Origin of the sequence: Clostridium gelidum (genome assembly GCF_019977655.1) — a bacterium.
In the GTDB taxonomy this organism is placed as follows: Bacteria; Bacillota; Clostridia; order Clostridiales; family Clostridiaceae; genus Clostridium; species Clostridium gelidum.
In genome coordinates, this window is record NZ_AP024849.1 from 2,060,566 (window position 1) to 2,074,752 (window position 14,187).

General features: G+C 31.9%; 11 protein-coding genes. All 11 read left to right on the forward strand.

All coding sequences use genetic code 11. The features are described from left to right. Positions 1 to 103 precede the first annotated feature (103 nt). Positions 104 to 1,252 (forward strand): flagellin lysine-N-methylase, encoded by a 1,149-nt coding sequence (gene fliB / locus psyc5s11_RS09100; RefSeq protein ID WP_224037281.1) that lies wholly within the window; start codon positions 104 to 106, stop codon positions 1,250 to 1,252. 262 nt (positions 1,253 to 1,514) lie between these two features. Further along, positions 1,515 to 2,210: a FadR/GntR family transcriptional regulator gene (locus psyc5s11_RS09105; protein ID WP_224037282.1), complete on the forward strand. Its 696-nt coding sequence runs from the start codon at positions 1,515 to 1,517 to the stop codon at positions 2,208 to 2,210. Between the two features lie 394 nt (positions 2,211 to 2,604). Next, entirely contained in the window at positions 2,605 to 3,393 is a 789-nt protein-coding gene (locus psyc5s11_RS09110; protein WP_224037283.1) for an electron transfer flavoprotein subunit beta/FixA family protein, read from the forward strand. A gap of 63 nt (positions 3,394 to 3,456) precedes the next feature. Beyond that, the gene (locus psyc5s11_RS09115) at positions 3,457 to 4,647 is read left to right on the forward strand and encodes an electron transfer flavoprotein subunit alpha/FixB family protein (RefSeq protein ID WP_224037284.1); all 1,191 of its coding nucleotides are present in this window, start codon (positions 3,457 to 3,459) and stop codon (positions 4,645 to 4,647) included. Between the two features lie 3 nt (positions 4,648 to 4,650). Further along, positions 4,651 to 6,054, forward strand: coding sequence for an FAD-binding oxidoreductase (locus psyc5s11_RS09120; RefSeq protein WP_224037285.1), 1,404 nt, complete (start codon positions 4,651 to 4,653; stop codon positions 6,052 to 6,054). A 612-nt stretch (positions 6,055 to 6,666) separates the two neighbouring features. Next, complete coding sequence (locus psyc5s11_RS09125; RefSeq protein WP_224037286.1) at positions 6,667 to 7,452, forward strand: electron transfer flavoprotein subunit beta/FixA family protein; 786 nt, start codon at positions 6,667 to 6,669, stop codon at positions 7,450 to 7,452. 21 nt (positions 7,453 to 7,473) lie between these two features. After that, a complete protein-coding gene (locus psyc5s11_RS09130; RefSeq protein ID WP_224037287.1) occupies positions 7,474 to 8,412 on the forward strand; it encodes an electron transfer flavoprotein subunit alpha/FixB family protein in 939 nt (312 codons plus the stop codon). An 88-nt stretch (positions 8,413 to 8,500) separates the two neighbouring features. Then, entirely contained in the window at positions 8,501 to 9,784 is a 1,284-nt protein-coding gene (gene larA, locus psyc5s11_RS09135; RefSeq protein ID WP_224037288.1) for a nickel-dependent lactate racemase, read from the forward strand. A gap of 36 nt (positions 9,785 to 9,820) precedes the next feature. Continuing rightward, positions 9,821 to 11,365, forward strand: coding sequence for an L-lactate permease (locus psyc5s11_RS09140; RefSeq protein ID WP_224037289.1), 1,545 nt, complete (start codon positions 9,821 to 9,823; stop codon positions 11,363 to 11,365). 26 nt (positions 11,366 to 11,391) lie between these two features. Next, positions 11,392 to 12,816, forward strand: a complete 1,425-nt coding sequence (locus psyc5s11_RS09145) for an FAD-binding oxidoreductase (RefSeq protein WP_224038159.1) — start codon at positions 11,392 to 11,394, stop codon at positions 12,814 to 12,816. 180 nt (positions 12,817 to 12,996) lie between these two features. Next, on the forward strand, positions 12,997 to 14,136 hold the full coding sequence (locus tag psyc5s11_RS09150; RefSeq protein ID WP_224037290.1) for an acyl-CoA dehydrogenase: 1,140 nt from the start codon (positions 12,997 to 12,999) through the stop codon (positions 14,134 to 14,136). Positions 14,137 to 14,187 lie beyond the last annotated feature (51 nt).

Sequence of the window (14,187 nt, forward strand, 5' to 3'; positions counted from 1 at the left end):
TAAAGTAAATGTTTATTTGTGATATATTAATGAATGCAGACTTGTTATGCTCCCTTTATATAGACAGTTAAAATAATAAAATAAAAAATTGGAGTCAAATTATATGAATAAAAAAATAGAAATATTTAAAATTTCAAATTATGATAAGTTTAAGTGCATAGCTGATAAATGCAGATTTACATGTTGCGAAGGATGGGACGTTAGTATAGATAAAGATACTTATAATAAATGGAAAAAAGAAAATCATAAGACAGGGTTTATTTTGAATAATGTAAAGATAAAGAAATGCGGAAGTAAAAGAGAGTATTTTATTAATAAGGAAAATCATGAAGCATGTGCGCTTTTGGATAAACAGGGATTATGCCAGGTAGTCAAAACCCTTGGAGAAGAGTATTTGTCTTTTACATGTCATACGTTTCCTAGGATAGAGAATATCTTTGAAGATAAAAAGGAACTTTCATTATCATGTGCATGTCCTGAAGTAGTAGAACTTATAAGCAAATTAACTGGAAAAATAAATATTGTTTCAGAAAATGATAATAATTTAAAAAGTAATTTATTAGAACTTAAAGTCAGGGATGCTATAATTAATATTATGCAAATGGAAAAATTTTCATTAGATGAGAAGTTGATTGTTAGTTTTCAAATGTTATTAACTATTTTAGAAGATAAAAACTTCACAGAAAAAAATTTAATTGAAGAACTAGAAAAGTATAAAAGCAGAGATTATATACAAAAACATATAGAAATATATAAGAAAATAGATTTTGGCATAAATGATTCAGTTGAAGAAATTAATTATCTATTTTTAGATATGACAAAGAATTATAAGGAAGTTGCTATTTTTGAGATCTTTTTAAAAGATATTTCTGACTTTGCGAAAAATATTAAAATTGAAAATCTTTCTGCGGCGTGGCAGGATTATAAAAGTTTGTTTGAACAATATAATATGTTAAATGAAAATTGTATTATATCCGATATTTTAAGCAGCTGCATAAGCTATGATATTTTCGATATGGCTATCTCTTTTCAAATGATTATAGTAGAGTATTTATTAGTAAGGTATGCTGTATTTTTGAAATATTGTATGAGTAAAAACAAGGAAATAGATCCTCAAGACATAAAAGATTATATTGTAGTTTTTTCAAGAATTATTGGCAATAATACTCAAGCAGTTATAGAATTTTTTAGAGAGGGTTTTGGTAAGGATGTTTTGGATATTGAATATGTGTGTTTTATAGGGCTATTTTAAAACACTTTAGGCACATGAAAGCAAATAACAAGCCCAAAGTTGCCTTGATAATCTTCGTTGGATGAGTATTCTGCTACTTTTACCATTTCACACTTATATGATTTATAATAATTGGGACGAAAATTTTTATATAAAAAGTGATGGTATACCTTTATTTTGCAAGGATAAACGATGAAGCTTAATTTTCTTTTATATGTTTTGTCTTTGATGTATAATGTATTAAATAATATAAATTAGAGATAAAGAAATAAGGGAGACACATATGATAACACCTAATAAAACTACAAAAGTATATGATCAAGTTATAGAACAAATTAAAAATAAAATAAAATGTGGAGAAATAAAAAAGGGAGATAAATTACCATCAGAAAGAGAAATGGCAGAATCAATTGGTGTGTCACGAACATCAGTAAGGGAGGCTATAAGAGCCTTAGAGGTGGTTGGTTTGGTAGAAAGCAGGCAGGGAGCTGGGAACTACATAAAAACTAATTTTGATAATTCATTATTTGAGCCTCTTTCAGCAATGTTTATGCTGCAGGAATGTTCTGTTAGGGAAATGTTTGACTTAAGAGAAACATTAGAATTACAATGTGCTAAATTAGCGGCTAAAAATATAGAGGATAATGAACTTGCACTTTTGACTGCAATAGTAGACAGAATGTATATTGCAAGAAGTGAAGAGGAAAGTCTTGAACTCGATATTAAGCTTCATTACTTAATTGCAAAAGCTTCACGAAACGTATTGCTGATAAATGTTCTTGAAGTTATATCTCAGCTTATGGATGAATTTATTCGAAAATTCAGAATGCAGATTTTACATGAAGGAAATAAAGAAGGTCTATTAGAAATACATGAAAATTTACTTAGAGCCTTGAAATGCCGGGATGAATCAAAAGTGTATAATGCCATGAAGGAGCATTTCAATTTGATTAGGAAAGCTTATGGATATGATGATTAGGCATATGAAAGAAAATAACAAGCAAGTAGATTGACTTGTTATTTTTTTGATAATTCCTTAAATTCCAATATATTTACTTAGATTATTAATACAAGTTATGTTGATAATCTAAGTATTTTTTTATATAGGTATGTTATTAATTTAACAATGAATGTTAAAAATGAAGATATAGAAAAAAATTTTTATTTTTAATCTGTAATTTAGAAAATTAATTATAGCATAAATATGTAATTATTTACACGAGAAGATAATACTCGTGTAAACATTTTCTGTTAAATTAATAACAATTGTTTACAAGCGATATTTGAGGAGCTATAATGAAATTACAAATTGGTCATACCAATATTAAAATTGGTATGACAAGTGAGCATAAATTAATAGGAGGAAAATTATTATGAATATCTTAGTTTGTATTAAACAAGTACCAGGAACTGCAAAAGTAGAAGTTGATCCTGATACTGGAGTATTGAAAAGAGATGGTATAGATTCTAAAATGAATCCATATGATTTATATGCTTTAGAAACAGCATTAAAAATTAAAGAGAGTAAAGGTGGCATAGTTAATGTTCTAAGTATGGGACCTAATCAAGCTTTAAGCGTAATAAGAGAAGCATATACTATGGGAGCTGATGCAGGAACCTTGTTATCAGATAGAAAATTTGGAGGTGCTGATGTTTTAGCTACTTCTTATACAATTGCTCAAGGTGTTAAAAAAGTGGGGGATTTTCAGCTTATAATTTGTGGTAAGCAGACTACAGATGGGGATACAGCACAAGTTGGACCTGAAATGGCAGAGTGGCTAAACATACCTCATGTAGCAAATGTAAAAAGAATAATTAATATAGGAGAGTTTTCAATTACAGTTGAAATGGACATGCCGGAAAGTATTGAAACTGTAGAAATAGCATATCCATGTTTGATTACAGTAGATAAGGGAATATTTGAACCAAGGTTACCCTCTTATAAAAAGAAATTATCTACTGAGGATAGAGAAATTAAAATATTAAGTCTAAATGATTTTGATGATAAAAATGAAAAAAATTATGGATTGAATGGTTCTCCAACTCAGGTTGAAAGAATATTTCCACCAGAAGTTAATAATGATAGAGAAATGTGGGGCGGAAGTTCAAGTGAATTAAGTGAAAGAATATCAAATAAATTAAAAACATTAAAATTTGTTTAACAAATAGGCTGGAAGGGCTAAAAAATTTATTAATATTTTTGAATTAGAGGAGGAGAAGAAGTTATGGCAAAATTGGTTGTAAATCAAGATAAGATAACAAATATTGAAGAATTATTAAAAATATGTCCCTTTGGTGCTCTTGAGAACAATAACGGAAAAGTTGAAATTAGTGGAGCATGCAAGATGTGTAAACTTTGCGTTAAGAAAGGTCCTAAAGGTGCAGTTGAATACATAGAAGAGGCAATTAAGGAAATAGATAAAAGTATTTGGAATGGAATTGGAGTTTATGTTGACCATGTAGATGGAGATATACATCCGGTTACTTATGAACTAATAGGAAAAGCCAGAGAATTAGCAGGTAAAATTAATCATCCTGTTTATGCAGTATTTGTAGGAAACAATATTTCTCATAAAGCAGAGGAACTTTTACATTATGGAGTAGATAAGGTTTTTGTATATGATGAGGAAGAGTTAAAATATTTCAGAATAGAACCATATACAGCTGCTTTTGAAGATTTTATAAAAAAGGTAAAGCCAACGGCTTTATTAGTTGGAGCAACTACTATAGGAAGATCATTGGCACCAAGAATTGCGGCTAGATTTAAAACTGGACTTACAGCTGACTGTACTATTTTAGATATAAAAGACAATACAGATTTGATTCAAATAAGACCAGCTTTTGGTGGAAATATAATGGCTCAAATAGTTACTCCTAACTCAAGACCACAACTCGCAACTGTTAGATACAAGGTTATGACAGCTCCAAAAAGAAGTGAAGAAATTAATGGTGAGATAGTTCCTTGCAGTATAAATAAAGAAAAATTAAAATCTGGAATAACAGTCCTTGAAATAAAGAAAAAAGTATCAGAAGTTGGAATTAGTGATGCTGAAGTTATTGTAGCAGCTGGCAGAGGAATTAAGTCAGAAAAAGATTTGGACATGGTTAAAGAATTAGCTAAAGTTTTGAATGCAGAATTTGCATGTACAAGGCCCCTTATTGAAGCAGGATGGGTTGATGCAAAAAGGCAGATTGGATTAAGCGGAAGAACTGTAAGACCAAGGCTTATAATAACTTGTGGTATATCAGGGGCAGTCCAATTCACAGCAGGAATGAATAATTCTGATTATATTTTTGCAATTAACACAGATGAAAAAGCACCAATACTAAAAGTTGCTCATTATGGAGTTGTTGGAGATTTATATGAAGTGATTCCTGAATTAATAGAAAAGATAAAACTTGCTAAGGAGGCATAGACAATGAGTTATAAAGAAGTTGAGTTAAAAGATTATGAGTACATAATGTCAATTACAGAAAATGATAAAGAAAGAGTATTTTTTAAAAATGAAATAAATGAAGATTATAGTCACGATGAACTTGGTGGAATTAAAAAGATGCCAGACATAGTAATTCAAGCTATAACAACAGAAGAAGTTTCAAAAGTAATGAAATATGCATATGAAAATAACATTCCTGTAACTCCAAGGGGATCTGGTACAGGTCTTGTAGGGGCAGCTGTTCCTTTAAAGGGTGGAATAGTTATTGATCTTAGCAGAATGAATAAAATATTAGAACTAGATGAAGAAAATTTAACCCTTACTCTAGAATCAGGAGTACTTTTAATGGATATTGGAAAATATGTTGAGGAATTTGATTTATTTTATCCACCAGATCCAGGAGAAAAATCTGCAACTATAGGTGGAAATATAAGTACTAATGCTGGTGGAATGAGAGCTGTAAAATATGGAGTCACTAGAGATTACGTAAGAGGTCTTGAAGTTGTACTTCCAAATGGTGAAGTAGTAGAACTTGGAGGAAAAGTTGTTAAAAACAGCTCAGGATATTCATTAAAAGATTTAATGATTGGATCTGAAGGAACTTTAGGAATAGTAACAAAGGCAACTATGAAGTTAATACCTCTTCCTAAAAAAGCTTTAAGCCTTTTAATACCATTTGAAACCTTGGAAAAAGCAATAGATACAGTGCCTAAAATAGTTAAATCAAAATCAACACCAACAGCAATTGAATTTATGCAAAGAGAAGCTATTATTGCAGCAGAAGAATTTCTTGGAAAAAGTTTTCCTGATAAATCTTCAGATGCATATTTACTATTAACTTTCGATGGAAATTCCACAGAAGAAATTGAAAAGGCTTATGAAAATGTTGCAAACATTTGCTTAGAATCTGGAGCATTGGATGTGTTCATTTCAGATACAGAAGAAAGACAGGAATCAATATGGTCAGCTAGGGGATGTTTTCTTGAGGCGATCAAGGCTCTAACTAGCGAAATGGATGAAGTTGATGTTGTCGTGCCAAGGAATAAAATTGGAGAGTTTGTAACTTTTACCCATGAACTTGAAAAAAAAGCAAACATAAGAATAAAAAGTTTTGGACATGCTGGAGATGGAAACTTGCACATATATATATTAAGGGATAAATTATCTAAAGAAATATGGCATACAAAATTAAGTGAAGTTATGCAGATAATGTATGATAAAGCTAAAGAATTAAAAGGACAAGTTTCTGGGGAACATGGTATAGGTTTTGCAAAGAAAGGATATTTAAAGCAGTCATTACCAGATCAATGTATAAGCATAATGCAGGGAATAAAATTAGCTTTTGATCCTAAGAATATATTAAATCCAGGAAAAGTATGTGAATAAAATTGCTAATTTTATAAATTAGTGAATATAATGATATACTTCCATGTAATAAAATTATGAATTAGGAAAAATGGCTGTTAATACTAATATAGATGGATATGAAATAGATAATAATGGAGTATGCGTTTATTAAGTTGAAGCAAAATATTGGGCTATATTGTAAATCGTGGTGCAGATAATTTGTTTGTACCATGATTTTTTAAATTATGTTGTGAATACAAGTATTTTCTTGATATTTTTCAAACAATTAAAAGCTTTAAAACAAATCAAAATTAAAGTTGCAAAACTTTTTTTGATTTCAAATGAATTATATTCCGTGTGAAGATCCATGTAATACATAAGTTATAAGTTGGAAGAGGCATTGCCTATGTAAACATTTTGCTTGTTAAATTAATAACAATTGTTTACAAGGAATATTTTAGAAGATATAATTAAGTTATAGATTGGTATTACCAATCTATAACTGGTATGACAATGAAAAGGTAATTTCAATAAATAAAATTTTTTACAGGAATTAAAACAAAAGTTTAACAGTATTTTTAACAATAGAAATACAAAATCATTTTATCAAAAATAGTTTAATTAATGTAAAGGGTAAAGGAGAGAAAAAGTATGGAGATTCTGTTATGTGTAAAACAAGTTCCAGATGATTCTATTGAAATTCATTTGGATAAGGAAGCTAAAAAACCTAAATTGAATGGAGTGAGTTTGGTAGCAAATGCATTTGATACATATGCATTAGAGTTAGCAGTTCGTTTAAGTGAAGCGCATGGAGGAAAAGTAAGTGTATTAACTGTTGGAAGTGAAGATTCTTTAAACACCTTAAAAAATTGTCTTTCTGTAGGAGCTAAAGAAGCATTTTTTATAAAAGATGATTTATATGCAGATTTAGATTCCATTGGAACAGCTCATGTTTTGGCAGATGCTATTCATAAAATTGAAAAAGACAAGGGTGAAAAATTTGATTTAATTCTTTGCGGAAAAGAATCTACAGATGAAATTACTGGACAAGTAGGAGCAATGCTTGCTGAAAAACTTAAAATGGGTTTTGTTAGTAGTGTTATTGAAATCGATTTTAAAGATAATTCAATGGAAGTTCATGCAGAAACTGATGAAGGATATAATTTAGTTTCTTTAAAATGTCCAGCTGTATTAACAGTAAGTAAACCTAATTATGATCCGCGTTACCCTACTATTAAGACTAAGATGGCAAGCCGAAAGGCAGTGATTCCAACTTACTGCGCAGCAGAAATTGGAGAGTTCAAACAGGCAAAAGTACGCTGCACTCAATATGTTGAACCTCCTAAGAAAGAAGCTGGTATCAAGATTCAAGAGAAAGATGCGCTACTTGCAGTAAGTGCTGCCATGGAGCAAATGAAAAAAGATAAAGCAATCTAACTTAAGGGGGAAAATGAGATCATGAAAGTATTATTATTTATTGAAACAGATGGAGAAAAAGTATTGGGAGGAAGCCTAGAACTTATTAGTGCAATAAAAGTATTAGAAGCAGAAGGAACAGCGCTTGTAGTAGGTAACAGGGCTTTAGCAGATACAGTAGCTGCTTTTGGAATTCCAGTTATTTTTACAGATACTGCGGTTGGCTGTGATACTTTAACAGAAGTATTAGCAGAAACTGTTAAAGAACAAAATCCAGATATTATTTTATTAGCAAATACACCATTATCTAAAGATATTGCACCACGTATTGCAGGACGAATGAGTTTAGGATGTGTTAGTGATGTAACAGGAATTAGTAAAAGTGATGGTAAAGTTATATATACTAGACCAGCTTATGGTGGCACAATTTTGGAACATATTGAAGTAGAAGGCACAGCCGTAGTTACAGTTAGAAATGGAAGCTTTTCAAAACCAGAAGCTGCTTCAAATGCAGGAATTACAGAAAAAAAAGTAGAAATTTCAGAAGAGTTCATTAAGACAAAAATTATTGATGTAGTAAAAGAAATTTCTGAATCTGTTAATTTAGAAGAAGCTGAGGTTATTGTTTCTGGTGGACGTGGAATGGGAAATGCAGAAAATTTTAAACTTGTTGAGGAATTAGCACGTGCACTTGGTGGCGTAGTTGGTGCAACAAGACCAGCAATTGAAGATGGATGGATTTCTCGTGCACACCAAGTTGGACAATCAGGAAAGATTGTTGCACCAAAACTGTATATTGCATGTGGCATTTCTGGAGCAACACAACATACATCCGGAATGTCAGGCTCTAATTATATTGTGGCAATTAATAAAGATGAAGAGGCTCCGATTTTTGAAATTGCAAATATAGCTATTGTTGGAAATGTAACTGAAGTTCTTCCAGTTATGATTGAAGAAATGAAGAAAGCAAAAGCAGAGTAAAGATTAGCTTCAGAGGCAGTTTTAATATTCTACTGAAGGTTGATTGCAACTTATATAGAGATTTATTTTTTTAGTAAGGAGGTATATTATGGCGTCAATAGAGATACCATATTCAACAAAATCTTTAAAAATAGAAATTAATGACAAAAACCTAAAAGGAGTATTAGTTTCTAAGGCAAATTGTTATAAAGCTGATTGTTCACAAAGTGATATAGTACACAGGGCTCTTGATAATTGTATAGGCAGCAAATCTTTAGAGGAATTAGTAAAAGATAAACACAACATGGTTATTATAACCAGTGATCATACAAGACCTGTTCCAAGTAAGATAACCATGCCTATTCTCCTCGAAAGAATAAGAAAGGTAAATCCTAATATAGATATAAAGATTATTATAGCTACAGGATTTCACAGACCAACAACAAAAGAAGAAATGATAAATAAATTTGGACAAAATATAGTTGACAATGAAGAAATTATAAACCATGTTTCTACAGATGAAAGCAGTTTAATTAATGTAGGAACATTACCTTCTGGTGGGGAACTATATTTAAATAAATTAGCCATAGAAACAGAATTATTAATAGCTGAAGGGTTTATAGAGCCACACTTTTTTGCAGGATTCTCTGGAGGAAGAAAAAGCATTTTACCTGGAATAGCATCAGCAAAAACTATAATGGCTAATCACTGTTCAGAATTTATCAATAGCAATCATGCAAGAACTGGAATTATAAAGGATAATCCTATACATAAGGATATGCTTTATGCAGCAGAAAAAGCAAACCTTGCATTTATATTAAATGTAGTTATAGATGAAGAGAAAAATATCATAAATGCTTTTTCAGGAGATAGTCAGCTTGCCCATGAAGAAGGCTGCAGATTTGTTATGGAACTTTCCAGTGTAAAAAGTATACAAGCTGATATTGTAATTTCAAGCAATGGAGGCTACCCACTAGATCAAAATATATACCAGTCTGTAAAAGGTATGACTGCTGCAGAAGCCACTTGTCGAAAAGGCGGAGTAATTATTATGATAGCTGCTTGTAATGATGGCCATGGAGGGAAATCCTTTTACGATACTTTAGCAAATTCAACAGGACCAAAAGAACTTCTTGAAAAAATATTAAAAGTACCTAGAAATGAAACAATACCTGATCAATGGGAAATTCAAATTTTAGCAAGAATTCTTAGTAATTATACTGTAATTGTTGTTACAGATATGTGTGATCCAAATATGATTAAAAGTATGCATATGAAACATGCGTACACTTTTAATGAAGCATTAAATTTAGCATATGACATAAAAGGGAAGGATGCAGATGTTGCAGTAATTCCAAATGGAGTAGGAGTAGTTGTAAAGAACGTAGATTAAAATTAGTTATCTAAAGTGAATAAGGGGGATAAAAAAATGTTGTTTTTTAAATTCTTAATGGCGATATTACCTATCATTTGGCTTATAATTGCACTCAGTGGATTAAAAATGCCAGGGTATAAAGCCTGCTTAATTGCACTTGTTCTTACAATGTTTTTAGCTATTTTTTTCTGGAAATTGAATGTTGATTATACTGTAACCGGTGTGTTTGAAGGAATACTTAATGCATTGTGGCCAATTTGTTTAGTTATTGTTGCGGCTTTGTTTACGTATAATTTGATTTTACGTACAGGTGCCATGGATTTCATAAAAGAAATGTTAGCAGGAGTTTCCAGGGATAAAAGGGTTTTAACATTAATTATTGGATGGGGATTCGGATGCTTTATGGAAGGAATGGCGGGCTTTGGTACAGCAGTTGCTATTCCAGCATCAATTCTTGCAGGTATTGGACTTAATCCATTTTCCGCAGTTTTAGCATGTTTGGTTGCTAATAGTACACCAACTGCATTTGGATCAGTTGGAATACCTTTAGTAACGGCTTCTGCAGTAACAGGAATTGGATCTAACATTTTGGCTGCAAATACAGCGATAATTGAAGCAATTCTTATTATTATAACTCCATTTATTATGGTATGTATTGTAGGTGGTGGAATAAGGGCATTAAAGGGAGTATTTTTTATTACATTAGTTTCTGCGTTATCATTTACAGTACCTGCTTATATTACAGCAACAGTAGTTGGAGCAGAATTACCAGATATAGTAGGCTCTATTTGTTGTATGATCTGCACGGTTGTTGCAGCAAAAATCCTTAATAAAAAACCTCAGGAAGAATATTGTATTAAAATTACTAATAAACAAAAAGAACAAACTTTATCACTAGGTAAAGCAGTACAAGCATGGTGTCCATTTATTTTAATATTTTTAATGCTAATGTTTACATCTACATTATGTGCACCAATTCATGATGCAATTGCAGTATTTAAAACAAGTACAAGTGTATATGGTGGTAAAGGGGCAAATACATTGACCTTTAGTTGGATTAATACACCAGGTATTATTATTTTTGTTGCTGCAATTATTGGAGGCCTTATACAAGGTGCAAAAATATCAACCATGTATGAGGTGTTACTTAATACACTAAAGGCAAATTGGAAAACAATTGTTACAATTTGTGCAGTTATGTCAACAGCAAAGGTAATGAGTTATAGTGGAATGATTTCAGATATTGCAAGTCTTTTAGTTATAGTTACAGGAGGAGCGTATCCATTAATAGCCCCATTAATTGGAGCTATTGGAGGCTTTGTTACAGGTTCAGGTACATCAACTAGTGTTTTATTTGGAGGATTACAATCACAAACGGCACAAAATCTTGGACTTTCTGGAGCATGGATGGCAGCAGCAAATACTTTAGGCGCAGGTATCGGAAAGATGATTTGTCCTCAAAGTATTGCAATTGGTGCAAGTGCAATTAATCAATCTGGCTCTGAAAGTAAAATTTTAAAAAGTGTATTTAAATATTTTGTATGCTATATAGTAATCGCTGGAATCGTATGTTTTGTAGGAACACTTATTATGAAGTAAGGAAAAATTGGAAGGGAATGAGTATTATGGCTGAGTATAATAAATTGACAGAAGAATTAATCACAAAATTACAGGAGGCAGCTCCAGGGAATATTTTGACAGGTAATGATATTAATGAAGATTATTGTCACGATGAAATGCCTATTTATGGAAAGAAAGCTCCACAAGTTGTGTTTATGGCACATTCTACAGAGGAAGTTGCAAAAGTAGTAAAGATATGTAATGAAAATAAGATACCAGTAACTCCAAGAGGAGCAGGAACAGGACTTGCAGGAGGAGCAGTACCGCTACTCGGTGGTGTTTTAATTGATATTACAAAGATGAAAAAAATACTTTCTTATGACTTAGAAAATTTTGTCGTTCATGTAGAAGCGGGTGTTTTGTTAAACGATCTTGCAGAGGATTGTGCAAAACAAGGATTATTATACGCTCCAGATCCTGGTGAAAAGTTCGCTTGCTTAGGTGGAAATGTTGCAACAAATGCTGGTGGAATGAGAGCTGTTAAATACGGTGCAACACGTGATTATGTACGTGCAATGAAGGTGGTTCTTCCAACAGGAGAAATTACAAACTTTGGAGCTACAGTATCAAAAACAAGTTCGGGTTATAGCCTTTTGAATTTAATGATTGGATCAGAAGGTACCCTTGGAATTATTACAGAACTTACTTTGAAAATCATGCCAGCACCTAAGGTAGTTGCTAGTTTGATTATTCCTTTTGAAAATTTAGATGATTGTATTTCTGCTGTTCCTAAATTTAAGATGGAACACATGAATCCACAAGCATTGGAATTTATGGAAAGAGAAATTGTTTTAGCCAGTGAAAGATATATTGGAAAGAGCGTATTCCCACAAGTAATTGATGGAGTAACTGCAAATGCATATTTACTTGTTACTATAGATGCAGGTAATGAAGATGAATTAAATAACCTTATTGAACAAGCAAGTGAAATAGTATTAGAAGCAGGAGCAATTGATGTGCTTGTAGCTGATACACCTGCAAAAATAAAAGATGCATGGGCTGCACGTTCCAGCTTCTTAGAAGCAATTATGGCAGAAACTAAATTGTTAGATGAATGCGATGTTGTAGTTCCAGTAAATAAAATTGCTCCTTATCTTGCTTTTGTAAATAAAACGGGTGAAGAGTGTGGAATAACTATTAAAAGTTTTGGACATGCAGGAGATGGAAATCTTCACATATACCAATGCAGTAATGATTTAGAAGAAGCAGAATTTAAAGCAAGAGTTGATAAGTTCTTCAAGATTATTTACAAAGAAGCAATAAAATGTGGCGGCCTTGTTTCAGGAGAACATGGAATTGGCAGTGGAAAGATGAGTTATTTAGCAGATAGTGTTGGAGAAATAAATATGGACATAATGAAAGGTATTAAAAAAGTATTTGATCCAAATTCGATTATGAATCCAGGTAAAGTATGCTGCCCAATAGAGTAATTAATATAATAAGATACAATCAAAATGCGAGCGATATCCCACAAAGTGAATCTTAGTTGAACTCGTCTAGGGTCGTGCCACTGTTAGCTCAAGATTTGAAAAAGATTGAGTGTTACAGTGGCTAGACATCAGACAAAATAAAAAAAAGGAAATGTAAAAAGAGGAAGGTAGGAGATTAAAATGAATTTTAAACAAGATGAAAATCATGAACAATTACTAGAAATGTATAGAGAGTTTGCAGAAAATGAGGTAAAACCAATTGCAAAAGAAATAGACGAAAGCATGCGTTTCCCAAAAGAAAATGTAGCTAAAATGGCCGAAATGGGCTTGCTTGGAATTCCATTCCCTGAAGAATATGGTGGAGCTGGAATGGATACCTTAAGTTATATACAATGTGTAGAAGAATTATCTAAATGTTGCGCTACTACAGGTGTAATTGTTTCAGCACATACAAGTCTTTGTGCAACACCAATTTACACATATGGTACAGAGGAGCAAAAAGAGAAATATTTAAAACCACTTGCATCAGGAGAAAAATTAGGAGCCTTTGGATTAACAGAACCAGTTGCTGGAACTGATGCTTCAATGCAAAAGTCAACAGCAGTATTAGATGGAGATCACTATGTATTAAATGGAAGTAAAATTTTTATTACTAATGCAGGATATGCAGACATATATATTGTTCTTGCTATGACAGATAAGAGTAAGGGAACAAAAGGTATTTCAGCGTTTATTGTTGAAAAAGACTTCCCAGGTTTTTCTGTTGGAAGTCATGAATTAAAGATGGGAATTCGTGCATCTTCTACTTGTGAATTATTCTTTGATAACTGCATAGTTCCAAAGGAAAATCTTTTAGGAGAAGAAGGCAAAGGATTTGGAATTGCAATGGCAACTCTTGATGGAGGCCGTATTGGTATTGCTGCGCAAGCGCTTGGTATTGCAGAAGGTGCAATAGAAGAAACTGTAAAATATGTTAAGGAACGTGTTCAATTTGGACGCCCTATTTCACAATTCCAAAATACACAATTTGAATTAGCTCAGATGCGTGCAAGTACAGAAGCTGCAAAACTTTTAGTATATCAAGCAGCATGTGCAAAAGATGATCATGAAAAATTCACACATTTTGCAGCTATGGCAAAATTAGTTTCGGCTAGAAATGCTACTGATGTAACTAATCGTTGTTTACAATTATTTGGTGGTTATGGATATACAAGTGATTATCCAATTGAAAGAATGATGCGTGATGCCAAAATAACAGAAATCTATGAAGGAACATCAGAAGTTCAAATGATGGTAATTTCAGGATGGATGCTTAGATAATATCTTGACAATTAATATGCTCTCTAGTTAAACACATGAAAAAATAATGGA

Bases quoted from the DNA above. Each gene is read 5' to 3' on its own strand.
- fliB (WP_224037281.1), top strand. From the start codon at position 104: ATGAATAAAAAAATAGAAATATTTAAAATTTCAAATTATGATAAGTTT.
- psyc5s11_RS09105 (WP_224037282.1), top strand. From the start codon at position 1,515: ATGATAACACCTAATAAAACTACAAAAGTATATGATCAAGTTATAGAA.
- psyc5s11_RS09110 (WP_224037283.1), top strand. From the start codon at position 2,605: ATGAATATCTTAGTTTGTATTAAACAAGTACCAGGAACTGCAAAAGTA.
- psyc5s11_RS09115 (WP_224037284.1), top strand. From the start codon at position 3,457: ATGGCAAAATTGGTTGTAAATCAAGATAAGATAACAAATATTGAAGAA.
- psyc5s11_RS09120 (WP_224037285.1), top strand. From the start codon at position 4,651: ATGAGTTATAAAGAAGTTGAGTTAAAAGATTATGAGTACATAATGTCA.
- psyc5s11_RS09125 (WP_224037286.1), top strand. From the start codon at position 6,667: ATGGAGATTCTGTTATGTGTAAAACAAGTTCCAGATGATTCTATTGAA.
- psyc5s11_RS09130 (WP_224037287.1), top strand. From the start codon at position 7,474: ATGAAAGTATTATTATTTATTGAAACAGATGGAGAAAAAGTATTGGGA.
- larA (WP_224037288.1), top strand. From the start codon at position 8,501: ATGGCGTCAATAGAGATACCATATTCAACAAAATCTTTAAAAATAGAA.
- psyc5s11_RS09140 (WP_224037289.1), top strand. From the start codon at position 9,821: ATGTTGTTTTTTAAATTCTTAATGGCGATATTACCTATCATTTGGCTT.
- psyc5s11_RS09145 (WP_224038159.1), top strand. From the start codon at position 11,392: ATGGCTGAGTATAATAAATTGACAGAAGAATTAATCACAAAATTACAG.
- psyc5s11_RS09150 (WP_224037290.1), top strand. From the start codon at position 12,997: ATGAATTTTAAACAAGATGAAAATCATGAACAATTACTAGAAATGTAT.